Below are 23,965 nucleotides of genomic sequence, written 5' to 3' on the forward strand. Positions count from 1 at the left end.
CGCCGAACGAACGCCAGCTTTGCGGGGGCAATAGGAGAGCCATTGTTGCACAGCGACAGGGAAGCCCACAAATTTACGACGCATTGTCGCAAACCCATGTCGCATTTTTGAATGTTTTTAAGCGTGCGCCGTGGTAACGGCATGGCTTGAGTCTGAAGCGTTTCAGCCTGGACTGCAAGATGGGCTTGTGGCCGGCAGTCTGGGACAGAAAAGCCTGCCGCGCATTACGCAGCAGGCTTGACCTTAATTCAGGAGTCGCTCAGCAGGTGGCGGGGGTAGTGCCACCGAGCTTTATCAGCGGGTCGCGGCCAGCTCTTGTTGGACGCTGGCAACGGTACGAGGCCAAGGTTTACCAGCCTGGACCTTGGCTGGCAAGGCTTTGATTGCAGCCAATGCTGCATCGCGGCTGGAGAAACTGCCGTAAGTAATCACATACAGCGGCTTACCCTGCAAGGTTTTCTTGAAGTAGCGATAGTCGCCACCTTGCGCCTTCACGTAGGCCTGAGCGGAAGCCTCGGAGCTGGTGCCCAGGATTTGCACCACATAATTGCCCGGTTTTTGCCCGGCATACCAGCCGCCACCTGCAGCGGGCTTGGCTGCTGGCTTCTCGACGGGTTTCTCGACAGGCTTGGGTGCTGGCTTGGCAACGGCAACCTGGGTTGGCGCAGGTTTTACCGCAGGCGCAACCGGTTTGCTGGCAGCAGGCGCAACCGGCTGTGGTGCTGGCGCGACAGGCTGGGCCTGGGCAATCGGCTGGGCCGGAGCCGGCGCAGGGCCAGCACTGACGCCAGCAGGCGGGGCGATAGTGGTTACGGTCGGTGGCTGCAGTGCAGTGTCACCGGCTGGCCCACCCTCTTCACCTTCGCCCATGCCGGCCGCCTCAGCCAACGGGCCGCGCATGACCGGTTGCGACTGCCCAACCAGTGGCAGTGGCATTGGCTGCGAATTACCGGCGAACTCGATGGCCGGGCCACCATTGTTCGACTGTGCGTTGCCTGGCTGGCCTTCACCCAACGGCAGCTGCGCTTGCTCGGCAGGCGCGGTTGGCGCCTGATCGCCCTTCTTCGGCATCAGTACAGCGGCAGCAACCGCAACGACCACAACAGCAGACAGTGCCAGCACGTGTTTTTTAGGCATATTGAACCCCATTGATGGTCGCTTGGCCGTGGTCCGGCTGGCGATCATGGCTTCGATCAAGGTATCGCGGGCAACCTGGTTGATATTCCCAGGCCAACCATCCGAGTTTTGGTGAATATCGACAATCTGCTCACTGGTGAACACCTCGATCCCTCGTCCGGCACCTTCCAGGCGCTGCTCGAGGTATTCCCGGGTTTCTTCTTCGCTGTAGGGCGCAAGCTCGATGACATGGAAACGCTCCAGGTCAGTATCGATCGCTTCCAGCCCGGCAATCAGTGACGGCTCACCGAACAGGAAGACATGCGGACGCCCTTCCGGCGTACCCGCCGCCAGCTCCAGCAAGGCTTGGAGTGCCGACTCGTCCAGTTGTTCCGCGTCGTCCACCAACAGATAGACTTCTTGCCCCGTCAACGCCAGTTGCACGACCTGGGCCAGTAGCTCAGGCACTTCAGGCTGGGCAACACCCAACGCCTGAGCCACCTGGGCCAACACCGCAGCCGCATCGTTGGCGCCGCGCGCGGAAACCACCACGCTTTGCACCGTTTGCTTGTTGGTGCTGGCAACCAGTGCCTGACGCAGCAAGGTCTTGCCACTGCCCTGAGGGCCGGTCACTACCAGCAACAGCTGGCTGTAACGCGCCAGATGGTGCAGTTGGCCAAGCACCGGCTTGCGCTGGGCGGGGAAGAACTTGAACCCGGGCACCCGCGCAGCGAAGGGATCGTGGTTCAACTGGTAATGGCCGAGAAAGGCCTCGTCGGCATGCAGACTAGTCATCGAACTCTCATCAACCTCAAAGCTGAGCCACGATTGCGCGGTAATCCGCCGCCAGCGTGGCCTGAAGAATCTCTTTCGGATAGTCGTCGGTGACCACCGCTGCGCCCATTTGGCTCAGCAGGACCAGACGCAAACGACCGTCGAGTACCTTTTTATCTACCGCCATGTGCTCCATGAACTGCGCCGGGGTCATTTCCTGTGGGGGCACCACCGGCAAACCTGCCTGTTGGAACAAACGAATACCGCGATTGCGCTCTTGCTCGCTGATCCAGCCAAGGCGCATGGACATTTCCAAGGCCATTACCGTACCGGCGGCGACGGCCTCACCATGTAGCCAAACACCATACCCCATGTGGGTTTCGATGGCGTGGCCGAATGTATGTCCGAGGTTGAGGGTGGCGCGCACGCCAGACTCGCGCTCATCGGCGCCAACAACGGCAGCCTTGGCCGCACAGGAGCGGCGAATCGCTTCGGTCAGGGCGACCTGATCCAGCGCGCGCAATGCCGACATATTGGCCTCAAGCCATTGCAGGAAAGGCTCGTCACAGATCAGGCCGTACTTGATCACTTCGGCAAGGCCGGCCGACAGCTCGCGCGGGGGCAACGTATTGAGGCTGGCGGTGTCGATCACCACGGCGTTGGGCTGATAGAAGGCACCCACCATGTTTTTGCCCAGCGGGTGGTTGATCCCGGTTTTACCACCCACCGAAGAATCGACTTGCGACAGCAAGGTGGTCGGCACCTGGATGAAGTCCACGCCGCGCTGGTAGCAGGCAGCGGCAAACCCGGCCATGTCACCGATCACGCCGCCGCCCAGCGCCACTACGGTAGTGCGGCGGTCGTGGCGGGCGGTGAGCAAGGCATCAAAAATCAGCTGCAGGGTTTCCCAGTTCTTGAAGGCTTCGCCATCAGGCAACACCACTGGCAGCACCGAATAGGCGCCCAGGGTCTTGCTCAGACGCTCAAGATAAAGGGGTGCGACAGTCTCATTGGAGACGATGGCGACCTGCCGACCGGCAATATGCGGCGCCAGCAGCTCTGGCTGGTCCAGCAGCCCTTCGCCAATGTAGATCGGGTAGCTACGTTCGCCCAATTCGACCTTAAGTGTCTGCATGTGTCCCCACAATGAACGAGGCGCGGCATCGATGGCTCGATCCGCGCGATAACGATGTGCCCTGTCAAGGCGTGACTGGCCGCCGAGGATAGTCCCGGCTTAACGGGGCGGCAACTTCTGCAAGCGCTCGAGAATATCCAGCACAACCATCCGCGGTGGCCGTTCGTCGGTTTCCACCACCAGGTCGGCGATCTCGCGGTAAAGCGGATCACGGATCTCCAGCAAGGCGCGCAAGGTCGCCTCGGGATTGGCAGTGCGCAGCAACGGACGATTACGGTCGCGCGCAGTGCGCCCGACCTGCTGCTCGACCGAGGCGTGCAGGTACACCACGCGCCCACCGGCATGCAGGGCCTGGCGGTTGGCATCGCGCATGACCGCGCCTCCGCCGGTGGCCAGAACCACGCCATCGTAGCCGCACAGCTCGGCGATCATCGCCTGCTCGCGGTCACGAAAGCCCGGTTCGCCTTCCTTGTCGAAGATCCACGGGATGTTGGCGCCCGTACGCAGTTCAATTTCCTTGTCGGAATCTTTGAACGGCAGGCGCAGCTCTTTGGCTAACAGGCGACCGATGGTGCTTTTGCCAGCACCCATGGGCCCCACAAGTATCAAATTTCGCACAGAATCAACGACTCACAGCAATCGCCTGGTCACTCATGATACGCGGAGTCAGGAAGACCAGCAGCTCGGATTTTTTCTCTTGTATAGCATCGCGACGAAACAGCCGACCAACATACGGCACATCGCCTAAAAATGGCACCTTATCGACAACTTTACTTTGCACCGTGGAGTACACGCCGCCAATCACGATGGTCTGCCCATCGCTGACGCGAACCTTGGCGTTGACCTCGTTCTTCCTGATTGCCGGCACCTGATCCAACGCGTTGAGATAGTCCGGCTCGTCCTTGGTCACTTTCACGGCCATGATCACCCGGTTGTCCGGGGTGATCTGCGGTGTTACCTCCAAAGACAGCGACGCCTCACGAAAGGTCACGGAAGTCGCGCCGCTGCCGCTGGTCTCCTGGTACGGCACCTCGGTGCCCTTGAGGATCCGCGCAGTCTCCTTGTCGGCGGTGACCACCTTGGGCTGGGAGATGATTTCGCCATTGCCGGACTTCTCCATGGCGCTCAGCTCAAGGTCCAGCAGCAGGTTGTCCCGCACCAGGCCAAGGCCAATGGCCGAGCTAGCACGCTCTACGCCAAGATCAACGAAAGTATCCGCCCCACCCAGCGTCAAGCCGCCTCCCAGGCGTAACTCGCCACCCCAGCGCACACCCAATCCGCGCTCATAATCAACGTTTGCCTCAACGATCCTGGCCTCGATCATGACCTGACGTACCGGCACATCCAGGCGCGCGATCAACTGGCGCAGCGCCTCCAGTCGCTCAGGAGACTGGCGGGCAACCAGAGTATTGGTTCGCTCATCGACCGTAAGCGCTCCCGCAGCAGGCTCCGACGGGTCGCTCGCCATCAGCGATTCGAACACCGCAGCGATATCCACAGCCTTGGCGTAATGAATGGGCAGCAACTCCCGACCTGTCGCCGCCAGGCCTGCCGCTTGTTGACGGCCTTCGAGCAATTGCCGCTCATGTCCCGCCAGCTCTCCGATAGGCGCCACCAGCAGCACATTGCCTTCAGCACGCTTCTCCAGGCCCTTGCTGCGCAGCACCAAATCGAGTGCCTGTTCCCAAGGGACTTCCTGCAGGCGCAAGGTAATTTTTCCCTGCACCGCATCGCTGGCCACCAGGTTTACCCCGGAAAAATCCGCCAGTATCTGCAACACCGAACGCACCTCAACGTCTTGAAAGTTCAAGGACAACGGTTCGCTTTCCGGCACCGGGCTACTTGCCTGAGCGCTGAGCGACAACCCGATAGACAGCGTGGCAAACAGCGCCAGGCACCTTGCTGCGTTCATCTGCGACCTCCCTGGTCTGCATGCTTACCCCGCACTCGCGGGCACTTTCATACTCAACGTTCGCTGTCGCTCGACCCAGCCCTGGCCCACAACGAAAATTTCTTCGGCGATGTGCACCTGGCGCTCTTCAATCCGCACGATGCGGCCCCGATCACGCCCTAAGCGATCCCCAACCTGCAGGCGATGGACTACGCCGCCAGCATCCAGCAATGCAAAACGCAGCTGATGGCGGGTCAGGCTGCCCACCATCTCGAACTGGTCGAGCGAAAGCGTTTCCAGGTGCTGGCGGGCTTGCACCCTTGGCGAAGGCGCGAACGGGCTACGCGAAAAATTCGGTACAGTCCGAGAAGGCTGAGGTTCAGCCCCGGGCGAAACGGCGACCGGCTCGCGACTGCGGTAGGCGCTGGCACGCAGTTGCAGTCGCAGCCCGGCCTGACCCGGCAGCTGCACCGCCGACAGCGAGAAGTTCTCTTGGGTCACCAGCCGGGGCAGTTGCGCCAACCCCTGAGCAAAGCTCGCCAAGGCGATGTAGGTGCCTCGCAGTTGCAGCTGCATCGGCATTTCGATGTACTGCTCATGCGGGATTTCCGGCAACAGTTGCAACTGCTCGACCAGCACCCCGTCAGCCTGCGCCTGATGCGCGATACCTTCCAACAGCTCGGCCAGCTCACCGCCTGCAGCCAAGCGCCAGCGAGATACCTCTAGTTGCTGATACGACGCCGCCAATTGCGCCTCGCGGCTGACCAGCGCCTGCGCCTGCAAGGCTTTATCTGCACGCTCGGTCTGCAGGCGCTGCGCGTGTTCCGCACCCTGCTCAAGCTCAATGAACAGCCCCCTCAGGTGGACGATGTACGCCAGCCCCAGCAGCAACATCAGGCCGCTGCCCAGTAATACCCACTGCCGGATCAACGAGCCGCCGATCAGCCGCTGCCACCGGGCGGTGGATAACGCATTCAAGGTTTGGGCCTCATGACCACGCTCACCTCGAACGCCTCACCCTCGTCCACTGCGCTGGTGTGTTGCAACATCGCCTCGCCAAACGCGCTGGACAGGCCGCGCAGCAATTGCGCAACCAACGTCCCTGAGCGGGCCACGCCCTGAAGATGCAAGCCCGCGTCTTCGTGGGTTACAGCGGTGAGGTACACCCCCTCGGGCACCACCTGCTGAAGTTGCTCGAACAGCTCGAACAGAAACAACCGCTGGCCCTGCAGCCGCTCCAACACCTGCTGATGCTGCTTAACCTGTTCCTGCTCAACACCATGCTGCGCGATCTTCGCCAACTGACCATCGAGTTGTGCGATGGCCTGCTGCAATGAAGCGGTTTCCAGCCCTTGACGCTGCTGTGCCTGCCGCGCCAGAGCGTCCCCTAAGCAGACAATCAGTACAGCCAGCAAGCCGATAGCGGCCAAACGCACAGACAAACGCCGGATTTCGGCCTGACGTTGATGCTCACGCCAAGGCAGCAGGTTCAAACTAAGCATCGTTCGCCCTCACGCAGTGCCAAACCGCAAGCGATGGCAAGACTCGGGGCCTGCGCCATGAGTGCCTGAGCTTCCAGCCCTGGCGCCAGGGTCATACCCTGAAAGGGATCGACAGCACTTACAGCAATACCCAGGTGCCGCTGCAACGGGTCGCACACGTGCACGCCAGGTACCCCGGCACCACACAGCAGCAATTGCTTTGGCAGCGCCCTCCCCGGGCTGGACAACACGTAGTTATCCACCGCCGCAACCAGCGCCGCCACAGCATCCCCCTGCCGCTGTATCGGGACTTCGCGGCGCAGCGGCACGGGGTCGGCACCTTGCTCATGAAACACCAGGGTGTCAGCTTCCAGCTGCAACAGCAGCTCGCCTCCCGCGACACTGGGCCGAACAGCACGGTGCAAGGCATGGGCATCAGATTCCACCGCACAGGCATGCACCCCGGCCACCTCAAGACTGGCCTGCAACGCGTCAAGCAAGGCCAGGTGACAAGCCGCAACGAGCACGTGCTGACACTGGGGATCATCAGGGGCAATGCCAACAATCTGAAAGTCGATGGCAGCGTCTTCCAGGGCAAACGGAATGAAAGGACCGACATCCGCCGACAGATTTTCGGCAATCGCGTGATCGTCAAAGCCAACCGGCATTGCCACCTGCTTTTCGATGATCAGTCCGGCAGGCAAGGCGATCGCGGCTCTGCGGGCTGTGCCCACGCGGTGCTGAACAGCCTGGAGCAAACACGCCCCAACCTGTTGCACATCGCTAATCCAGCCATTGTGCGTGGCCGCGGCCGGCAAGGGCTCAAGCGCCCAGGCCTGCACGCAATAACCACCGCGATGGCGGCGCAGTTGCACCAGCCTGATGAACGGAGGGGTAATTTCCACCCCCAAAAGTGAACCGGCATCCTTGCCCCAGCGTCCAAGCATCGGTTTTCCTTTATCACTGCAGGTGTACAGCGGGCTTGAGCCCATCACACCTGGCTGACTCCCTGTCGGCGGCGCCAATAACGCGACCGTACGAAAAATGCTTATAATGCCCAGCGTTTTTCCTTGTCCGCTGGCACTGCGCGCAACCCATTCTTTAACCTGGACGCCCAAAAGCCTTGATACGTCTGCTGAAGTTCATCTGGTGGTCTTTCGTCGCAGTCATTTGCGCCATCGTGCTCGGTCTGAGCGGCGCGTTTCTGTATCTTAGCCCCAGCCTGCCCTCGGTAGAGGCCCTTAGAAGCATCCAGTTGCAGATCCCTTTGCGGGTCTACAGCAGTGACGGAAAACTGATCGCCGAATTCGGCGAGATGCGCCGTTCTCCCATCCGTTTCGCCGACATTCCGCCCCATTTCATCCAGGCTTTGCTATCGGCCGAAGACGACAATTTCGCCAATCACTATGGCGTCGACCCCAGCAGTTTGATGCGTGCTGCAACACAATTGCTCAAGTCCGGGCACATTCAAACCGGCGGCAGCACCATCACCATGCAGGTGGCGAAGAACTTCTTCCTCAGCAGTGAGCGAAGCTTTTCGCGCAAGACCACCGAAATTCTCTTGGCGCTGCAGATTGAACGCGAGCTGACCAAAGACGAGATCCTCGAGCTGTACGTCAACAAGATCTACCTGGGCAACCGTGCCTACGGCATCGAAGCGGCCGCTCAGGTGTATTACGGCAAGTCGATCCGCGACATCAGCCTGGCGCAGATGGCGATGATCGCCGGCCTGCCCAAGGCGCCGTCGCGCTTCAACCCGCTGGCCAACCCGGTACGCGCCAAAGAGCGCCGCGACTGGATTCTGGGGCGGATGTACAAATTGGGCAAAATCGACGAAGCCAGCTATCAAGCAGCCCTGGCCGAGCCGATCAACGCCAGTTACCACGTGCCAACACCTGAAGTCAGAGCCCCGTACATTGCGGAAATGGCCCGCGCCGAAATGGTTGGCCGCTATGGCAGCGACGCCTACACCGAAGGTTTCCGGGTAACCACCACGGTTCCAAGCGACCTGCAGGAGATCGCCAATAAAGCCGTGCTCGATGGTTTGACCAACTACGACGAGCGCCACGGCTATCGCGGTCCTGAAGCACGCTTCCCCGGCAAGACCCACGCGGCCTGGCTGCAGGAACTGAGCAAGCAACGCCCACTGGGCGGCCTGGAGCCGGTGATTGTCACCCAGGTCGACAAGTCCGGCCTGCAGGTGCTGACCCGATCCGACACCCTGGAAACGGTTGCCTGGGAGACCATGAAGTGGGCCCGGCCGTTCATCAACACCAACAGCCAAGGCCGTGCGCCGCAGCAGCCGTCTGACGTCGCCAAGGTTGGCGACCTGATCCGCGTTCAGCGCCTGGACAACGGCAGCCTCAAGTTCAGCCAGGTGCCGGGCGCACAGAGCGCATTGGTCTCGCTGGACCCGAACAGCGGCGCCATCCGCGCACTGGTCGGTGGTTTCTCCTTCGAGCAGAGCAACTACAACCGCGCCATGCAGGCCAAGCGTCAACCGGGCTCGAGCTTCAAGCCCTTTGTCTACAGCGCAGCGCTGGACAACGGCTACACCGCCGCCAGCCTGGTGAACGACGCCCCGATCGTGTTCGTCGATGAGTACCTGGACAAGGTGTGGCGCCCGAAAAACGACACCAACACCTTCCTCGGCCCGATCCGCATGCGTGAAGCGCTGTACAAGTCGCGCAACCTGGTGTCGATCCGCCTGCTGCAGGCCATGGGGGTCGGCCCGACCATCGACTACATCAGCAAGTTCGGCTTCAACAAGCAGGACCTGCCGCCCAACCTGTCTTTGGCACTGGGTACCGCGACACTGACGCCAATGGAAATCGCCACGGGCTGGAGCACCTTTGCCAACGGCGGCTACAAAATCACGCCGTACCTGATCGAGCGTATCGAAAGCCGTAATGGCGAGACCCTGTTCACCGCCAACCCACCGCGGGTGCCACAGGCTGAACAGGTCGAAGCAGGTATCGCCGCACCGGAAGCACCGATCAGCCCCCAACTGCCCGGCGAGCCTGCTGCTACGCAAGCCAGCAACGCTGCGGCCATCGCCCAGCCACCTGCCGTAGCCGAGCGCATTATCGATGGGCGCACCACCTACATCCTCACCAGCATGCTGCAGGACGTGATCAAGCGCGGTACCGGGCGGCGCGCCCTGGCCTTGGGCCGTTCCGACCTTGCAGGCAAGACTGGTACCACCAACGAATCCAAGGACGCCTGGTTCTCTGGTTACAACGCCGACCTGGTGACGACTGTCTGGAGCGGCTTCGATCAGCCTGAAACCCTGGGTCGCCGTGAATACGGCGGTACAGTGGCATTGCCGATCTGGATGAACTTCATGGGCCCGGCCCTCAAAGACAAGCCCAACCACCCGCCTGCCGAGCCGGAAGGCATCCTCAGCCTGCGGGTTGACCCGGTCAGCGGCCGGGCGGCAACGCCAAGCACGCCGAATGCCTACTTCGAGCTGTTCAAGGCCGAAGACACACCGCCTTCGGTCAATGAGCTGGGCAACGGCGCAGCACCGGGCAGCCCGCTGCCAGCAGACGAAGCGGCACCGATCGATCTGTTCTGATCGCGGGCTGTTGATCATCCTGTGGGAGCGGGCTTGCCCCGCGAACACGGGCGAAGCCCGTGCCATTCACCGCAGTGCCTGCTTCGCGGGGCAAGCCCGCTCCCACATAAGGTTGGCCTCAAGGCAAAAAAAAGCCCCGACGCTTGCGAGCCGGGGCTTTTTGTTACGCGTTCGGATTAACCGTTGAACACGTCATCCACGCTTTTCAGCGGGTAGTTCTTCGGATACGGCAGGGTCGCTACGCCGGTTTCGATAGCCGCTTTAGCCACAGCATCGGAAACGACGGTGATCAGGCGGGCATCCATTGGCTTCGGAATGATGTACTCACGGCCGAATTCCAGGGCGTCAACGCCGTAGGCTGCACACACTTCTTTCGGAACTGGCAGCTTGGCCAGGTCTTTCAGTGCGTTGGCAGCAGCGATCTTCATCTCTTCGTTGATGCGCTTGGCGCGAACGTCCAGAGCACCACGGAAGATGAACGGGAAGCCCAGAACGTTGTTGACCTGGTTCGGATAGTCGGAACGACCGGTCGCCATGATCACGTCGCTACGGGTAGCGTGTGCCAGTTCCGGGGAGATTTCCGGATCCGGGTTGGAGCAGGCGAAGACGATTGGGTTTGGCGCCATCGACTTCAGGCCTTCAGGGCTCAGCAGGTTCGGGCCGGACAAGCCTACGAACACATCAGCGCCGTCCAGGGCATCAGCCAGGGTGCGCTTGTCGGTAGCGTGGGCAAACACTGCCTTGTACTGGTTCAGGTCGTCACGGCCAGCGTGGATCACGCCAGTACGGTCAACCATGAAGATGTTTTCGATTTGCGCGCCCATGCTCACCAGCAACTTCATGCAGGAGATGGCGGCGGCGCCAGCGCCCAGGCAGACGATCTTGGCATCGGCCAGGGTCTTACCAGCGATTTCCAGGGCGTTGATCATGCCGGCGGCGGTAACGATCGCGGTACCGTGCTGGTCATCGTGGAACACTGGAATGTCGCACTGTTCGATCAGCGCGCGCTCGATCTCAAAGCACTCTGGTGCCTTGATGTCTTCCAGGTTGATACCACCGAAGGTGATGGAGATACGTTTGACGGTGTCGATGAAGGCTTGCGGGCTTTCGGAGTCGACTTCGATGTCGAATACGTCGATGCCAGCGAAACGCTTGAACAGAACACCCTTGCCTTCCATGACTGGCTTGGACGCCAGTGGGCCGAGGTTACCCAGGCCGAGAATGGCGGTGCCGTCGGAAATGACTGCTACCAGATTGCCCTTGCCGGTGTACTTGTAGGCCAGCTCTGGATCGCGACCGATTTCACGTACGGGCTCAGCTACACCCGGGCTGTAGGCCAGCGCCAGGTCGCGAGCAGTCGCGGTAGGTTTGGTGAGCTCGACGCTCAGTTTCCCCGGACGAGGCTGAGCATGATATTCGAGAGCGGCGGTTTTCAAATCTGACATGGTGGGCATTCCGCTATTTACTGTTCTGACGGACCGCCGAGGATACGCAAAGAGCAAAGGGCCGACAAGACTGGCCGGTCACTTGTGTCAAGGCCTTTAACCTACGACTTTCCGCCAAGAGCCGCAGCCCGCAAGGGTTTCAATGTGTACAATCGAATAAAAAAATGTTCACAATATTTTATCTTTCGATGCGTTCCAGCATCGACGGATCGGTCAATGGCAGCAACCAGCGCTTCTGCCCGGGTTTCAAGCCGCCTTTGCGGGAACGATCCAGCACCCAACCTCGCGCTTCAACCATCTGCCCTTGCAAGCCTTGTACAAAGGAAGCGGGAAAGTTGCGCTGTAACCGCGCAGGCACCTGAAGCACCAGCGAATCGTCGATTTCGATCCAGATTCCGCCGCGATTGCGCTCGATGCCCATGACTTTGCCGCTGATCAGCGCAAAGCCGGATTGCTGTATCTGCGCCGCCGCTAGCACCGCAGGTTTGCGCCACAGGCCAGCCTTGGCCTGACGAGCGGCATGCTCGGCCTGCTGCTGGCAGTCGCTCAAACTCACGTTGGGGGCGACGGCCACCCGGTAGCCCAGCCCCTCGCCCAGCAGTTGTGCTTCGAAATTGTCGCCAGCACGGCCATAGATATGCGCCAGAGTGCGCCCGTACTTGTCTCTGGGCTCGACGCCCGGCACCAACCCGACTTCGCCGCCATTGGCCTTGACCAAGGCCTGCAGACGCTGCCGGGCAGCTTCGGCGAAGGGTTCACTGGCGCGGCCCTTGCGGCCGATTTCCGGGGCGTTGATGCCAATCAGGCGAACGCTGCGGCCATCATTCAGACGCACGGTATCGCCATCTACCACCTGGCGCACGCTCACGCGCTGTGGATCGACGGGCGTCGGGCAGAACGCCTGAGCCTCAAGCTGCCAAATTGCGCCCACAAAAAAGGCGCCCACAAGGGACGCCTTTTTCAGCAGCAATGCCAAACCCATTGGGCCAGCTTCGCGCAATCTTACTTCTTGGCACCGAACATGCCGAAGCGATCTGCGAACTTCTGTACGCGGCCGCCAGTGTCCAGAACCTTTTGCTTACCGGTGTAGAACGGGTGGCACAGGTTGCAGACGTCGACTGGCAGTGCTTTGCACAGGGTCGAACGCGTTTCGAACTTGTTACCGCAGCTGCAGGTAACTTCTACAACTTCGTAACCCGGGTGGATTTCTGGCTTCATGGGGTATACCTCAGTGCTGACGTGCCGCCACTCAACACCATTGTTGAATACCGCACGCAAAATAGGGCCCGAATAATACCAGAGCATGCCGCCAACGCAAGTTGTCGCTTGCACCAACCGTCGTCTGCTAGGCTCGCCGGGTCTTGCAACCCCTTCAGAGAACTCATCGCGTGTCCGACGTCATCCTGCGCCTCGCCCTGCCCTCGCCCCTGCGGCGACTGTTCGACTACAGGGCGCCGGCAAGCATGGCGCGCCAGGAATTGGCAGCGGGCATGCGCATTCGCGTGCCGTTCGGGCGCCGGGAAATGATCGGCATACTGGTCGAAATCGCTGACAAGAGCGAAGTCCCGGCAGACAAACTCAAACCGGCCATCGCCCTGCTCGACCCGGTGTCGCCCCTGCCTCCGGCGCTGTTCAAGCTGTGCCTGTGGACCGCCCAGTACTATCAGCACAGCCTCGGCGACACCCTGAGCTGGGCGTTGCCGGTGCTATTGCGCCAGGGCGAGCTTGCCGAGGCGCGTCAGGAGCGCTTCTGGCACGTGGCACCCGGCGCGCGCCTTGATGATCCGCGTATCGCCCGCGCACCACGCCAGCGCGAAGCCCTGGCAACCCTGGCGCAGCACCCCCACGGCGTTGCCCACACCCTGCTGAGCAAATTGATGCTGAGCAAAGACAGCCTCGACCTGCTGCTGGCCAAAGAACTGGTACAGGTCGAGGTGCGCCGCCACCTGCCGCAGGAGCGCCATGAACACTGGCTGGCGCAACCGGAGCTGCCGCTGAACGACGAGCAACGTGCTGCCTTCAACGCCGTTCGCTCGGGCTTTGGCAGCTTTCATGCCTTCTTGCTGGCCGGGGTTACCGGCAGTGGCAAGACCGAGGTGTACCTGCAGCTGATCCGCGAAACCCTCGAGGCCGGCAAGCAAGCCTTGATCCTGATTCCGGAGATCAACCTCGGGCCACAAACCCTGGCGCGCTTCGAACAGCGCTTCAACGCCCGCATCGCCCTGCTGCATTCGGCAGTCAACGACCGCGAACGCCTGGACGCCTGGCTGGCGGCCCGCGACGGCGAGGCCGACATCATCATCGGCACCCGTTCAGCACTGTTCACCCCGATGAAGCGCCCCGGCCTGATCATCATCGATGAGGAACACGACGGCTCCTATAAACAGCAGGAGGGGCTGCGTTATCACGCCCGTGATCTGGCCGTGGTGCGTGCGCGCCAGGAGCACATTCCGATTCTGCTCGGCTCGGCAACGCCCTCTCTGGAAAGCCTGCACAACGCCCACAGTGGCCGTTATGGCCTGCTGCGCCTGAACCAGCGTGCTGGCGGCGCGAAACAGCCGCGTTTCCTGCGTCTGGACGTGAAAAGCCGGCCACTGGACAGCGGCATCAGCGGCCCCTTGCAGCAGGCCATCGGCCAGACCCTGGCGGCCGGCCAGCAAGTGCTGGTGTTTCTCAACCGTCGCGGTTTCGCCCCGACCCTGTTGTGCCACGATTGCGGCTGGATGTCGGAGTGCCCGCGTTGCGATGCGCGCATGACCGTGCACCAGCGCTCCAACGAGCTGCGCTGCCATCACTGCGGGTACGACGAGCGCGTACCGCGCCAATGCCCGCAGTGCCACAAAGTCGATTTGCGCCCGGTGGGCGCTGGCACCGAGCGCGCCGAAGAGCGCTTGAGCATCTTGTTCCCCAACGTTCCGGTGCTGCGTGTAGACCGCGACAGTACGTCGCGAAAAGACGCCATGAACCAGTTGTTTGCCACCATTCATCGCGGTCAGCCCTGCATCCTCGTCGGCACCCAGATGCTCGCCAAAGGGCACCACTTTCCGCGTGTGACTCTGGTGGCGATTCTCGACGCCGATGGCGGCTTGTTCTCCGGCGACTTCCGCGCCAGCGAACGCATGGCGCAGTTGATCGTGCAGGTGGCCGGGCGCGCCGGGCGGGCCGAGGAACCGGGCAAGGTGATCATCCAGACCCACCTGGCCGACCACCCGCTCCTAGTACAACTGACCGAGCAAGGCTACTTTGCCTTCGCCGAGCAGGCCCTGAGCGAACGCCGTGCGGCCGGCCTGCCGCCGTTCGCCCACCTGGCACTGCTGCGCGCCGAAGCGCACAAGCCGGGGCAAGCCGAAGGTTTTCTCGACGAAGCCTGCAGCGCAGCAGAGCGGCTGCTGGCCGAGCTCAACCTGCACGGCATCGAACTCTTGGGCCCGGTACCGGCGCCGATGGAACGACGCGCGGGTCGTTTTCGTGCACAACTATTGCTCCAGGCCAATGCACGGGCGCCTTTGCATCGACTGATCAGCGCCTGGTTGCTACTGTTGGAACACATGCCGTCCGGGCGCCAGGTGCGCTGGTCTTTGGATGTAGACCCCGTAGACCTGTACTGACCCCCACTGTGGGAGCGGGCTTGCCCCGCGAATGCGCCTCAAAGGTTGGCAACCTCGCCCCGGCAACGGATAATGTCCAGTTTTTCCACCTGCGCATCGAAGCGCTACCGCGCTCGCGGTTGAAAGAGAAGCCCATGAAAGACACCATTCGCCAGCTTATCCAGCAAGCCCTCACCCAACTCGTCACCGACGGTGTGTTGCCTGAAGGGCTGACGCCGGCGATCCAGGTGGAAAACGCCCGGGACAAAACCCACGGCGACTTCGCCAGCAATATCGCGATGATGCTCGCCAAGCCGGCCGGCATGAAGCCGCGTGACCTGGCGGAAAAAATCATTGCCGCACTGCCTGCCGATGAGCAGGTCAGCAAGGTCGAAATCGCCGGCCCGGGCTTTCTCAACTTCTTCCAGAATACCCAAGCCCTGGCTGCCCGCCTGGATGCAGCCCTGGCCGATGCCAAACTCGGGGTGAAAAAGGCCGGCCCGCAGCAGAAGGTCGTGGTCGACCTGTCGGCGCCTAACCTGGCCAAGGAAATGCACGTTGGCCACCTGCGCTCGACCATCATCGGCGACGCGGTATCTCGCGTGCTGGAATTCCTCGGCGATACCGTGGTGCGTCAGAACCACGTCGGCGACTGGGGCACTCAGTTCGGCATGCTGATGGCGTACCTTCAGGAAAACCCGATCACCAGCGACGAGCTGTCTGACCTGGAAAACTTCTATCGCGCCGCGAAAAAGCGCTTTGACGAGTCGGAAGAGTTTGCCGACCGCGCCCGTGGCCTGGTGGTCAAGCTGCAAGCCGGTGACGAGGAATGCCTGAAGCTGTGGACCCGCTTCAAGGACATCTCGCTGTCGCACTGCCAGAAGACCTACGACCTGCTCAACGTCAAACTGACCATGGCCGACGTCATGGGCGAAAGCGCCTACAACGACGACCTCGCCAACGTCATCAACGACCTCAAGGCCAAGGGCCTGCTGGTCGAGAGCAAGGGCGCCCAGTGCGTGTTCCTTGATGAATTCAAGACCGCTGAAGGCGAACCACTGCCGGTAATCGTGCAGAAAGCCGACGGCGGCTACCTGTACGCCACCACCGACCTGGCGGCCGTACGCTACCGCAGCAACGTGCTCAAAGCTGATCGCGCCCTGTACTTCGTCGACCAGCGTCAGGCCCTGCACTTCAACCAGGTGTTCGAAGTGGCGCGCCTGGCCGGCTTCGTTGGCCATCCGATGGACATGGAGCACATGGGCTTCGGCACCATGAACGGCGCCGATGGCCGTCCGTTCAAGACCCGCGACGGTGGCACGGTGAAGCTGATCGACCTGCTCACCGAAGCCAAGGAGCGCGCCTACGCCCTGGTCAAAGAGAAGAACCCTGAGCTGCCAGAAGATGAACTGCGCGCTATCGGCCAGGTGGTAGGCATCGACGCGGTGAAATACGCCGACCTGTCCAAGCACCGCACCAGCGACTACAGCTTCAACTTCGAACTGATGCTCAACTTCGAAGGCAACACCGCGCCGTACCTGCTGTACGCCTACACCCGTGTTGCTGGCGTATTCCGCAAACTGGGCAAAAGCTTCGACGAAGTGGACGGCAAGATCGTCCTGCAGGCCGCTCAGGAGCAAGACCTGGCCGCGCGCCTGGCCCAGTTCGGTGAAATCCTGAACAACGTCGCCGAGAAAGGTACCCCGCACGTACTCTGCGCCTACCTGTACGACGTTGCCGGCCTGTTCTCCAGCTTCTACGAGAACTGCCCGATCCTGGCTGCCGAAACCCCTGAACAACAGCAGAGCCGCCTGCGCCTGGCCGCCCTGACTGGCCGTACCCTCAAGCAAGGTCTGGAGCTGCTCGGCCTGGAAACCCTGGAGCGTATGTAAGTTGGCTGCCAAGAAAAAACCCGCACCCAAGCGCGGCGCCAGCCGCAACCAGGCCCCGGCAAAGCAACCGATTCCGGGCTGGTTGTGGCTGGCGATCGGCCTGACCGTCGGCGCCTTCATTGTGTTTCTGATGAAACTTGAGCCGGGCAACGAAGAAGTCAAACGCAGCAAGCCTGAACAGCTGAAAGCCGAGAAGGCTGCCGAAGCCAACAAGACCGCGCCTAGCCCGCAACAGCCGGTCAAGCCCAAGTACGACTTCTACACCTTGCTGCCCGAATCGGAAGTGATCGTGCCGCCGGAAGCCGTACCGGAGAAAACCCCGCCGGTACCGGCGCAGCCTCCGGTCACTCCGGCGGAAGCAGCCAAGATCGACACTGCGCGGGCTCAGGCGGCGCTGATGGGGCAAACGCCACCGCCCGCGCCACCGGTGATCAAGCCTGCGGCGACCACCCAGTTCTTCCTGCAGGCCGGGTCGTTCCGCAAACAGGCGGACGCCGACAAAGTGCGGGCACAGATCATCCTCCTTGGCCAGGCGGTCAAGGTCGAGTCGGGTACGGTGAAAGAAGAAACCTGGTACCGGGTGCTGGTCGGCCCGTTCAGCAATCGCGAACAACTGACCGTGGCCCAGAAACAACTGGCCGGCAGCGGCTTCAGCAACCTGCTGCTGCAACAGCGCCAGACCCGCCAGTAACCCTGCGTGGGGCCTTGTCGGCAACGACAAGGCCGCCGTTGCGTCAACGACGCTGGGCGTTGGCCAGCGATACCTGGGTGTTCAGCGTCCAGAAGTCATACAAGATCCCCACCAGAAACAGCCCACCCGTGCACAGGTAGATGATCCCGGTGATCCATTTGCCCTGGTACATGCGGTGCACGCCGAACACGCCGAGAAAGGTCAGCAGAATCCAGCTCAGGCTGTAGTCCAGTGGGCCGGCATGGAAACGCAGATCAGCCTCGCGATCCATCGACGGGATCAGGAACAGGTCGATCAGCCAGCCGATGCCCAACAGGCCCAGGGTGAAGAACCAGATCGTCCCGGTAACCGGTTTACCGTAGTAAAACCGGTGCGCCCCGGTGAATCCGAAAATCCACAGCAGGTAACCGATCACCTTGCTGTGAGTGTCGTGCAGCTGCCCATCCTGTTGATAACTGTTCATTCATAGCCTCTGCGGGTTATCGATAAATTTTCTAAGAAAAAATGTGACTTTTTCGTGTCAGGGCGACGTATGGCAGCGCTCCAATCGACCAACGGATCAGAAATTGATCAAAAAGCTGTTATAAAGTTGCGCGCTAACCAACCAAGAGCCCTGCCTATGCGTCCTTTTTTGAAGACATGGCTAACCATTTGCCTATTATTGCCACTGGCCGCCCACGCCACCAACCGTGAGCAACGTCTACCCAACGGTTTTTCCGGGTACACCACAAATTCCAACGCTGTACGTTCCAGCTCCAGCAAGCACGTCAGCAGCAAAGCCCAGCCGCGTAGCTACTCCAGCAAGCCAGGCTTACCGGTCGCCGCAATGTCGCCGCAACAAAGCAGCGAAGTGCTCAGCCGTGCCGTCAATGTGCTGGGCACGCCTTACCGCTGGGGCGGTAGCACCCCGAGCAGAGGCTTCGACTGCAGCGGCCTGGTCAAGTACGCGTTCCACGGCATCGAAGAAGTCGACCTGCCTCGTACCTCCAGCGCCATGGCCCAGGGCCAGGGTGTGAAGGTCAATCGCAACGACCTCAAGCCCGGCGACCTGATCTTTTTCAACATCAAGAGCCGTCGGGTCAACCATGTTGCCATTTACCTGGGCAACGACCGCTTCATTCATGCCCCGCGCACCGGTAAGCGCGTCAGCATCGACACGCTGAACAAGCCGTACTGGCGCAGCCGCTACGTGGTAGCCAAGCGCGTACTGCCAAAAAGTCAGCAATTGGCCCTGGCCAACCGTTAACACCATTGATGCGTCCGCTCGCGGGCGCTTTCAAGGCTGATCACACCGCGCGACAGCAGGCCCTGCAGACAACCGTCAAGGGTTTGCATGCCTTGCGCCGCACCCATCTGCATCGTCGAGTACAACTGCGCCACCTTGCCTTCACGCACCAGGTTACGTACCGCGGGCGTGGCCAGCAGAATTTCGTGCGCCGCAACCCGCCCGCCGCCGACCTTGTCGACCAACACCTGCGACACCACCGCCTGCAGGGCTTCGGCCAGCATGGTGCGCACCAGGTGTTTTTCCTCTGCGCTGAACACGTCCACCAAACGATCAATAGTCTTTGCCGCTGACCCGGCGTGCACGGTCGCCAACACCAAGTGCCCGGTTTCTGCCGCCGTCAGGGCCAGGCGGATGGTCTGCGCATCACGCAGCTCGCCAAGCATGATCACATCAGGGTCCTGACGCAGGGCACCGCGCAAGGCCTGGGCAAAGCCGGCACTGTGGCGGCCGATTTCGCGCTGACTGATCAGGCTGCGCTGAGGCCGGTGAACAAATTCAATCGGGTCTTCGAGGGTCAGGATATGCAACGCCTGCTCGCGGTTAAGGTGGTCGAGCAACGCGGCCAGGGTGGTGGATTTGCCCGACCCCGTCGGCCCGGTGATCAGCACCAGCCCCGCCGGCAACTCGGCAATCTGACGAAACACCTCACCCAGTCCCAGGTCGCTCAGCGTGCTCACCTGACTTGGAATCACCCGAAGCACCGCTGCAGGGCCTCGGCACTGGACAAAGGCATTGACCCGAAACCGCGCAAGATCGGCTACGGCTAGCGAAAAGTCGATATCCAGATGTGTTTCAAAATCCTTTTTCTGCGCCGTCGTCATCAACTGGTTCAGCAGCTCAAGCACCTGTTCAGCGCTCAGCGCCGGTAAATCCAGGCGGCACAATTGCCCATCCAGGCGTACGGTCGGCACCTCCGACGCGGCCAGGTGCAGGTCCGAGGCCCCGGCATTTATTGCCAGGGTCAGCAGTTCAGTCACATCCATGAGACTCCCCAAAGGCTGCCAAGCAGGTAGAATGCCGCAGACCCAAAGAGCCGCTGGCATCGATCAATGTCCACCATAGCAGACAACCTTTCCACGCTCGCCGCCCGCATCAGCGCTGCTGCGCAGGCCGCAGGGCGCGCGCCGTCCGACATCCGCCTGCTGGCGGTAAGCAAAACCAAACCCGCCAGCGCCGTGCGCGAGGCCTTTGCCGCAGGGGTGCGCGATGTCGGCGAGAACTACCTGCAAGAAGCCTTGAACAAACAAGGCGAATTGACCGACCTGCCCTTGACCTGGCACTTCATCGGCCCCATTCAGTCGAACAAGACTCGTGCAATTGCCGAGCATTTTGACTGGGTACATTCCGTGGACCGCCTGAAAATCGCCCAACGCCTGTCCGAGCAACGCCCTGACAGCCTTGCCGCGCTGAACATCTGCCTGCAGGTCAACGTCAGCGGTGAGGCCAGCAAGTCTGGCTGTACGCCTGAGGAGCTGCCCGCTTTGGCCGCCGCTATCGCCGCCTTACCGCGGTTGAAACTGCGCGGGCTGATGGCAATCCCAGAGCCGACCGATGATCGTGTCGCTCAGGAAGCCGCTTTTGCCCGGGTTCGCGAACTGCAAGCCAGCCTGGGGCTGGGCCTGGACACGCTGTCGATGGGTATGAGCCACGATCTGGAAGCGGCCATCGCCCAAGGCGCAACGTGGGTGCGAATCGGCACCGCGCTGTTCGGCGCCCGCGACTATGGCCAAGCCTGAAACATGCCTTTCAACTTTTCCCTTAAGGACCTGACATGAGCAAGACTCGTATTGCCTTTATCGGCGCCGGCAACATGGCCGCCAGCCTGATCGGCGGCCTGCGCGCCCAGGGCCTGGACGCCTCGCAGATCCGCGCCAGTGATCCGGGTGCCGAGCAGCGGGCAAAAATCCATGCCGAGCATGGCATTGAAATGTTTGCCAACAACGCCGATGCCGTCGAAGGCGCCGATGTTGTCGTCCTGGCGGTCAAGCCCCAGGCCATGAAAGCCGTGTGCGAAGCGCTCAAGCCGAGCCTCAAGCCTGAGCAACTGGTGGTGTCGATCGCCGCCGGGATCACCTGCGCCAGCATGAACAACTGGCTCGGCGCCCAGCCGATTGTGCGTTGCATGCCCAATACTCCAGCACTGCTGCGCCAAGGCGTGAGCGGTCTGTTCGCCACTGCCGAAGTGTCTGCTGCACAGCGCCAGCAGGCCGAACAGCTGCTGTCAGCCGTCGGTATTGCCCTGTGGCTGGACACCGAGCAGCAACTGGATGCGGTGACCGCCGTCTCAGGCAGCGGCCCGGCCTACTTTTTCCTGTTGATCGAAGCGATGACCGCCGCCGGTGAAAAACTCGGCCTGCCACGCGAAACCGCCGCCAAGCTGACCCTGCAAACCGCCCTGGGCGCCGCGCACATGGCTGTCAGCAGCGACGTCGATGCCGCCGAGCTGCGCCGCCGCGTGACCTCCCCGGCTGGCACCACGGAAGCGGCGATCAAGTCGTTCCAGGCCGATGGATTTGAAGCGCTGGTGGAAAAAGCGCTGGGCGCTGCCGCGCATCGCTCGGCCGAGATGGCCGAACAACTGGGCAACTAAGGAGCCGAACATGATCGGATTGAACACCGCTGCCAGCTATATTGTGCAAACCCTGGGCAGCCTTTACCTGCTGATCATCATGCTGCGTTTCATCCTGCAGCTGGTACGCGCCGACTTCTACAACCCACTCAGCCAGTTTGCCGTGCGTGCCACCCAGCCGCTGCTCAAGCCCATGCGCCGGATCATTCCAAGCCTGTTCGGCCTGGACATGTCTTCGTTGCTGCTGGCGATCATCGTGCAGATGCTGGTCATGGGCCTGACCCTGCTGCTGAACTACGGCACCATCGGTAACCCGGTGCAGCTGCTGATCTGGTCGATCATTGGCGTCACCGCGCTGTTCCTGAACATTTTCTTCTTTGCCCTGATCATCAGTGTGATCCTCTCCTGGGTCGCTCCGGGCAGCCACAACCCGGGCGCCGAGCTGGTCAATCAGATCTGCGATCCGTTCCTGGCGCCGTTCCGCCGCCTGCTGCCGAATCTGGGCGGCCTGGATATTTCGCCGATCCTGGCGTTCATGGCCATCAAGTTGATCGACATGCTGGTAATCAACAACCTGGCGGCAATGACCGGGATGCCGGAAATTCTGCGCCTGTTGATGTGAGTTTTCGCGGGGCAAGCCCGCTCCTGTAGGAGCGGGCTTGCCCCACGATGCTTTTCTTGCCGCACAGATCAACGGTCTTTAGACTTACGCCTCATTTAAGCGTGAGCAGGGTCGATGTCCACTGTCTTTCCCGAAGATTCGGTCGGTCTGGTAACACCGCAACTGGCGCAGTTCAACGAGCCCCTGGCCCTGGCCTGCGGCCGCTCGCTCGCCACCTATGAACTGATCTACGAAACCTACGGCACCCTCAACAGCACGGCCAGCAATGCCGTACTGATTTGCCATGCGTTGTCGGGTCACCATCATGCGGCGGGCTATCACAGCCCCAACGACCGCAAGCCGGGCTGGTGGGACAGCTGCATTGGCCCAGGCAAGCCAATCGACACCAACCGTTTCTTCGTGGTCAGCCTGAACAACCTCGGCGGCTGCAATGGCAGCACTGGCCCAAGCAGCGTCAACCCGGTAACCGGCAAGCCGTATGGCGCCGACTTCCCGGTGCTGACCGTGGAAGACTGGGTGCACAGCCAGGCGCGCCTGGCCGACCGTCTGGGCATCGCACAGTGGGCCGCGGTGATTGGCGGCAGTCTGGGCGGTATGCAGGCGCTGCAGTGGACCATCACCTACCCTGACCGCGTGCGCCACTGCCTGGACATCGCCTCGGCGCCCAAGCTTTCGGCACAGAACATCGCCTTCAACGAAGTGGCACGCCAGGCCATCCTCACCGACCCGGAGTTCCACGGTGGCTCGTTCCAGGACCAGGGCGTGATCCCCAAGCGCGGGCTGATGCTGGCGCGCATGGTCGGGCACATCACCTACCTGTCGGACGACTCCATGGGCGAGAAATTCGGCCGTGAGCTGAAAAGCGACAAGCTCAACTACGACTTCCACAGCGTCGAGTTCCAGGTCGAAAGCTACCTGCGTTATCAGGGCGAGGAATTCTCCGGGCGCTTTGACGCCAACACCTACCTGCTGATGACCAAGGCGCTGGATTACTTCGACCCGGCCGCATCGCACGGCGGCGATCTGGCGGCAACCCTGGCGCATGTCACGGCGGATTACTGCGTGATGTCGTTCACCACCGACTGGCGTTTCTCGCCAGCGCGCTCGCGGGAAATCGTCGACGCCCTGATCGCCGCACGCAAGAACGTCTGCTACCTGGATATCGACTCGCCCTATGGCCACGATGCCTTCCTGATCCCGACCCCGCGCTACATCACGGGATTCACGAACTACATGAACCGCATCGTCTGCTGAGGAACCTATGAGAGCCGACCTGGAAATCATCCAAGACTGGATCCCCGCCGGCAGCCGGGTACTCGACCTCGGTTGCGGTACCGGTGAACTGCTGGCCTCGCTGCGTGACAACAAGCAGGTCAGCGGCTACGGCCTGGAAATCGACCCCGACAACATTGCCCAGTGCGTGGCCAAGGGCGTCAACGTCATCGAGCAGGACCTGGACAAAGGCCTGGGCAATTTCGCCAGCAACAGCTTCGACGTGGTGGTCATGACCCAGGCCCTGCAGGCTGTGGAATACCCTGACCGGATCCTCGACGAAATGCTGCGCGTGGGCCGCCAGTGCATCATCACCTTCCCCAATTTCGGTCACTGGCGCTGCCGCTGGTACCTGGCGACCAAAGGTCGCATGCCAGTTTCCGACTTCATGCCGTATACCTGGTACAACACGCCGAACATCCACTTCTGCACCTTTGAAGACTTCGAGGCGTTGTGCAGCGAACGTCGCGCACAAGTTCTCGACCGCCTGGCCGTTGACCATTTGCACCGCCACGGGTGGGCGAGCAAGCTATGGCCTAATCTTCTAGGGGAGATCGGCATTTACCGTGTCAGCAGCCCCGGCCTTACCGAACACAAGGTCGCGGTTTAACCCGCACACTGGAGG

The 23,965-nt window shown here is 61.5% G+C and carries 22 protein-coding genes; 10 read left to right on the forward strand and 12 right to left on the reverse strand.

The annotated features are described in order from the left end of the window. Nucleotides 1-294: 294 nt before the first annotated feature. The 7 genes from ACP6KB_RS26130 to pilM all read right to left on the reverse strand — a co-directional run bounded on the left by ACP6KB_RS26130 (nt 295) and on the right by pilM (nt 7,344). Nucleotides 295-1,911, reverse strand: a complete 1,617-nt coding sequence (locus ACP6KB_RS26130) for an AAA family ATPase (protein ID WP_442110510.1) — start codon at nt 1,909-1,911, stop codon at nt 295-297. 16 nt (nt 1,912-1,927) lie between these two features. Continuing rightward, a complete protein-coding gene (gene aroB / locus ACP6KB_RS26135) occupies nt 1,928-3,025 on the reverse strand; it encodes a 3-dehydroquinate synthase (RefSeq protein ID WP_442110512.1) in 1,098 nt (365 codons plus the stop codon). Between the two features lie 99 nt (nt 3,026-3,124). After that, nucleotides 3,125-3,643 (reverse strand): shikimate kinase AroK, encoded by a 519-nt coding sequence (gene aroK, locus ACP6KB_RS26140; RefSeq protein WP_442110514.1) that lies wholly within the window; start codon nt 3,641-3,643, stop codon nt 3,125-3,127. Between the two features lie 4 nt (nt 3,644-3,647). Then, a complete protein-coding gene (locus ACP6KB_RS26145; RefSeq protein WP_442110516.1) occupies nt 3,648-4,937 on the reverse strand; it encodes a type IV pilus secretin PilQ in 1,290 nt (429 codons plus the stop codon). Nucleotides 4,938-4,961: 24 nt separating this feature from the next. After that, a complete protein-coding gene (locus ACP6KB_RS26150) occupies nt 4,962-5,894 on the reverse strand; it encodes a pilus assembly protein PilP (RefSeq protein ID WP_442110518.1) in 933 nt (310 codons plus the stop codon). Continuing rightward, nucleotides 5,891-6,418: a PilN domain-containing protein gene (locus ACP6KB_RS26155; protein ID WP_442110520.1), complete on the reverse strand. Its 528-nt coding sequence runs from the start codon at nt 6,416-6,418 to the stop codon at nt 5,891-5,893. Before ACP6KB_RS26155 ends, ACP6KB_RS26150 begins: the two co-directional genes overlap by 4 nt. Further along, nucleotides 6,406-7,344 (reverse strand): type IV pilus biogenesis protein PilM, encoded by a 939-nt coding sequence (gene pilM / locus ACP6KB_RS26160; protein WP_442110522.1) that lies wholly within the window; start codon nt 7,342-7,344, stop codon nt 6,406-6,408. Before pilM ends, ACP6KB_RS26155 begins: the two co-directional genes overlap by 13 nt. Before the next feature lie 176 nt (nt 7,345-7,520). On the opposite strand from pilM, the gene ACP6KB_RS26165 reads away from it, so the two are divergent. After that, nucleotides 7,521-9,974, forward strand: coding sequence for a penicillin-binding protein 1A (locus ACP6KB_RS26165; RefSeq protein WP_442110524.1), 2,454 nt, complete (start codon nt 7,521-7,523; stop codon nt 9,972-9,974). A 176-nt stretch (nt 9,975-10,150) separates the two neighbouring features. On the opposite strand, the gene ACP6KB_RS26170 is transcribed toward ACP6KB_RS26165, so the two are convergent. The 3 genes from ACP6KB_RS26170 to rpmE all read right to left on the reverse strand — a co-directional run bounded on the left by ACP6KB_RS26170 (nt 10,151) and on the right by rpmE (nt 12,637). Next, nucleotides 10,151-11,419 carry a malic enzyme-like NAD(P)-binding protein gene (locus ACP6KB_RS26170; RefSeq protein ID WP_442110526.1) on the reverse strand — a complete coding sequence of 423 codons (1,269 nt, stop codon included), beginning with the start codon at nt 11,417-11,419 and terminating at the stop codon, nt 10,151-10,153. Between the two features lie 178 nt (nt 11,420-11,597). Beyond that, the gene (locus ACP6KB_RS26175; protein WP_442110528.1) at nt 11,598-12,419 is read right to left on the reverse strand and encodes a thermonuclease family protein; all 822 of its coding nucleotides are present in this window, start codon (nt 12,417-12,419) and stop codon (nt 11,598-11,600) included. Nucleotides 12,420-12,421: 2 nt separating this feature from the next. Beyond that, nucleotides 12,422-12,637: a 50S ribosomal protein L31 gene (gene rpmE / locus ACP6KB_RS26180; protein WP_133211167.1), complete on the reverse strand. Its 216-nt coding sequence runs from the start codon at nt 12,635-12,637 to the stop codon at nt 12,422-12,424. Nucleotides 12,638-12,807: 170 nt separating this feature from the next. Here rpmE and ACP6KB_RS26185 point away from each other — a divergent pair, with 170 nt between their 5' ends. From ACP6KB_RS26185 to ACP6KB_RS26195, 3 genes are all read left to right on the forward strand, one after another. Next, nucleotides 12,808-15,027 (forward strand): primosomal protein N', encoded by a 2,220-nt coding sequence (locus ACP6KB_RS26185; protein WP_442110530.1) that lies wholly within the window; start codon nt 12,808-12,810, stop codon nt 15,025-15,027. A 134-nt stretch (nt 15,028-15,161) separates the two neighbouring features. Further along, nucleotides 15,162-16,898, forward strand: coding sequence for an arginine--tRNA ligase (gene argS, locus ACP6KB_RS26190; RefSeq protein ID WP_442110533.1), 1,737 nt, complete (start codon nt 15,162-15,164; stop codon nt 16,896-16,898). A 1-nt stretch (nt 16,899) separates the two neighbouring features. Beyond that, complete coding sequence (locus ACP6KB_RS26195) at nt 16,900-17,589, forward strand: SPOR domain-containing protein (RefSeq protein WP_133214093.1); 690 nt, start codon at nt 16,900-16,902, stop codon at nt 17,587-17,589. A gap of 43 nt (nt 17,590-17,632) precedes the next feature. On the opposite strand, the gene ACP6KB_RS26200 is transcribed toward ACP6KB_RS26195, so the two are convergent. Beyond that, nucleotides 17,633-18,052 (reverse strand): NINE protein, encoded by a 420-nt coding sequence (locus tag ACP6KB_RS26200; protein ID WP_442110535.1) that lies wholly within the window; start codon nt 18,050-18,052, stop codon nt 17,633-17,635. Between the two features lie 156 nt (nt 18,053-18,208). On the opposite strand from ACP6KB_RS26200, the gene ACP6KB_RS26205 reads away from it, so the two are divergent. Next, a complete protein-coding gene (locus ACP6KB_RS26205; RefSeq protein WP_442110537.1) occupies nt 18,209-18,835 on the forward strand; it encodes a C40 family peptidase in 627 nt (208 codons plus the stop codon). On the opposite strand, the gene ACP6KB_RS26210 is transcribed toward ACP6KB_RS26205, so the two are convergent. After that, on the reverse strand, nt 18,832-19,860 hold the full coding sequence (locus tag ACP6KB_RS26210; RefSeq protein WP_442110539.1) for a type IV pilus twitching motility protein PilT: 1,029 nt from the start codon (nt 19,858-19,860) through the stop codon (nt 18,832-18,834). The genes ACP6KB_RS26205 and ACP6KB_RS26210 overlap by 4 nt on opposite strands. 66 nt (nt 19,861-19,926) lie before the next feature. Here ACP6KB_RS26210 and ACP6KB_RS26215 point away from each other — a divergent pair, with 66 nt between their 5' ends. The 5 genes from ACP6KB_RS26215 to metW all read left to right on the forward strand — a co-directional run bounded on the left by ACP6KB_RS26215 (nt 19,927) and on the right by metW (nt 23,950). Then, on the forward strand, nt 19,927-20,613 hold the full coding sequence (locus ACP6KB_RS26215; RefSeq protein ID WP_442110541.1) for a YggS family pyridoxal phosphate-dependent enzyme: 687 nt from the start codon (nt 19,927-19,929) through the stop codon (nt 20,611-20,613). Nucleotides 20,614-20,648: 35 nt separating this feature from the next. Then, complete coding sequence (gene proC, locus ACP6KB_RS26220) at nt 20,649-21,467, forward strand: pyrroline-5-carboxylate reductase (RefSeq protein WP_442110543.1); 819 nt, start codon at nt 20,649-20,651, stop codon at nt 21,465-21,467. Nucleotides 21,468-21,477: 10 nt separating this feature from the next. Beyond that, nucleotides 21,478-22,068, forward strand: a complete 591-nt coding sequence (locus ACP6KB_RS26225; protein WP_442110545.1) for a YggT family protein — start codon at nt 21,478-21,480, stop codon at nt 22,066-22,068. A 114-nt stretch (nt 22,069-22,182) separates the two neighbouring features. After that, nucleotides 22,183-23,322 (forward strand): homoserine O-succinyltransferase MetX, encoded by a 1,140-nt coding sequence (gene metX / locus ACP6KB_RS26230; RefSeq protein WP_442110547.1) that lies wholly within the window; start codon nt 22,183-22,185, stop codon nt 23,320-23,322. 7 nt (nt 23,323-23,329) lie between these two features. Next, complete coding sequence (gene metW, locus ACP6KB_RS26235) at nt 23,330-23,950, forward strand: methionine biosynthesis protein MetW (protein ID WP_442110549.1); 621 nt, start codon at nt 23,330-23,332, stop codon at nt 23,948-23,950. The last annotated feature ends 15 nt before the right edge of the window (nt 23,951-23,965 follow it).

Origin of the sequence: Pseudomonas sp. NUPR-001 (assembly GCF_052147955.1) — a bacterium.
Classification (GTDB): domain Bacteria; phylum Pseudomonadota; class Gammaproteobacteria; order Pseudomonadales; family Pseudomonadaceae; genus Aquipseudomonas.

What these genes read in the sequence shown, in the direction of transcription:
- ACP6KB_RS26225 (WP_442110545.1), top strand. Translation starts at nt 21,478, where the DNA reads ATGATCGGATTGAACACCGCTGCCAGCTATATTGTGCAAACCCTGGGC.
- aroB (WP_442110512.1), bottom strand. Translation starts at nt 3,025, where the DNA reads ATGCAGACACTTAAGGTCGAATTGGGCGAACGTAGCTACCCGATCTAC.
- metW (WP_442110549.1), top strand. Translation starts at nt 23,330, where the DNA reads ATGAGAGCCGACCTGGAAATCATCCAAGACTGGATCCCCGCCGGCAGC.
- metX (WP_442110547.1), top strand. Translation starts at nt 22,183, where the DNA reads ATGTCCACTGTCTTTCCCGAAGATTCGGTCGGTCTGGTAACACCGCAA.
- argS (WP_442110533.1), top strand. Translation starts at nt 15,162, where the DNA reads ATGAAAGACACCATTCGCCAGCTTATCCAGCAAGCCCTCACCCAACTC.
- ACP6KB_RS26205 (WP_442110537.1), top strand. Translation starts at nt 18,209, where the DNA reads ATGCGTCCTTTTTTGAAGACATGGCTAACCATTTGCCTATTATTGCCA.
- ACP6KB_RS26200 (WP_442110535.1), bottom strand. Translation starts at nt 18,052, where the DNA reads ATGAACAGTTATCAACAGGATGGGCAGCTGCACGACACTCACAGCAAG.
- ACP6KB_RS26215 (WP_442110541.1), top strand. Translation starts at nt 19,927, where the DNA reads ATGTCCACCATAGCAGACAACCTTTCCACGCTCGCCGCCCGCATCAGC.
- ACP6KB_RS26145 (WP_442110516.1), bottom strand. Translation starts at nt 4,937, where the DNA reads ATGAACGCAGCAAGGTGCCTGGCGCTGTTTGCCACGCTGTCTATCGGG.
- rpmE (WP_133211167.1), bottom strand. Translation starts at nt 12,637, where the DNA reads ATGAAGCCAGAAATCCACCCGGGTTACGAAGTTGTAGAAGTTACCTGC.
- ACP6KB_RS26130 (WP_442110510.1), bottom strand. Translation starts at nt 1,911, where the DNA reads ATGACTAGTCTGCATGCCGACGAGGCCTTTCTCGGCCATTACCAGTTG.
- pilM (WP_442110522.1), bottom strand. Translation starts at nt 7,344, where the DNA reads ATGCTTGGACGCTGGGGCAAGGATGCCGGTTCACTTTTGGGGGTGGAA.
- ACP6KB_RS26170 (WP_442110526.1), bottom strand. Translation starts at nt 11,419, where the DNA reads ATGTCAGATTTGAAAACCGCCGCTCTCGAATATCATGCTCAGCCTCGT.
- proC (WP_442110543.1), top strand. Translation starts at nt 20,649, where the DNA reads ATGAGCAAGACTCGTATTGCCTTTATCGGCGCCGGCAACATGGCCGCC.
- ACP6KB_RS26155 (WP_442110520.1), bottom strand. Translation starts at nt 6,418, where the DNA reads ATGCTTAGTTTGAACCTGCTGCCTTGGCGTGAGCATCAACGTCAGGCC.
- ACP6KB_RS26210 (WP_442110539.1), bottom strand. Translation starts at nt 19,860, where the DNA reads ATGGATGTGACTGAACTGCTGACCCTGGCAATAAATGCCGGGGCCTCG.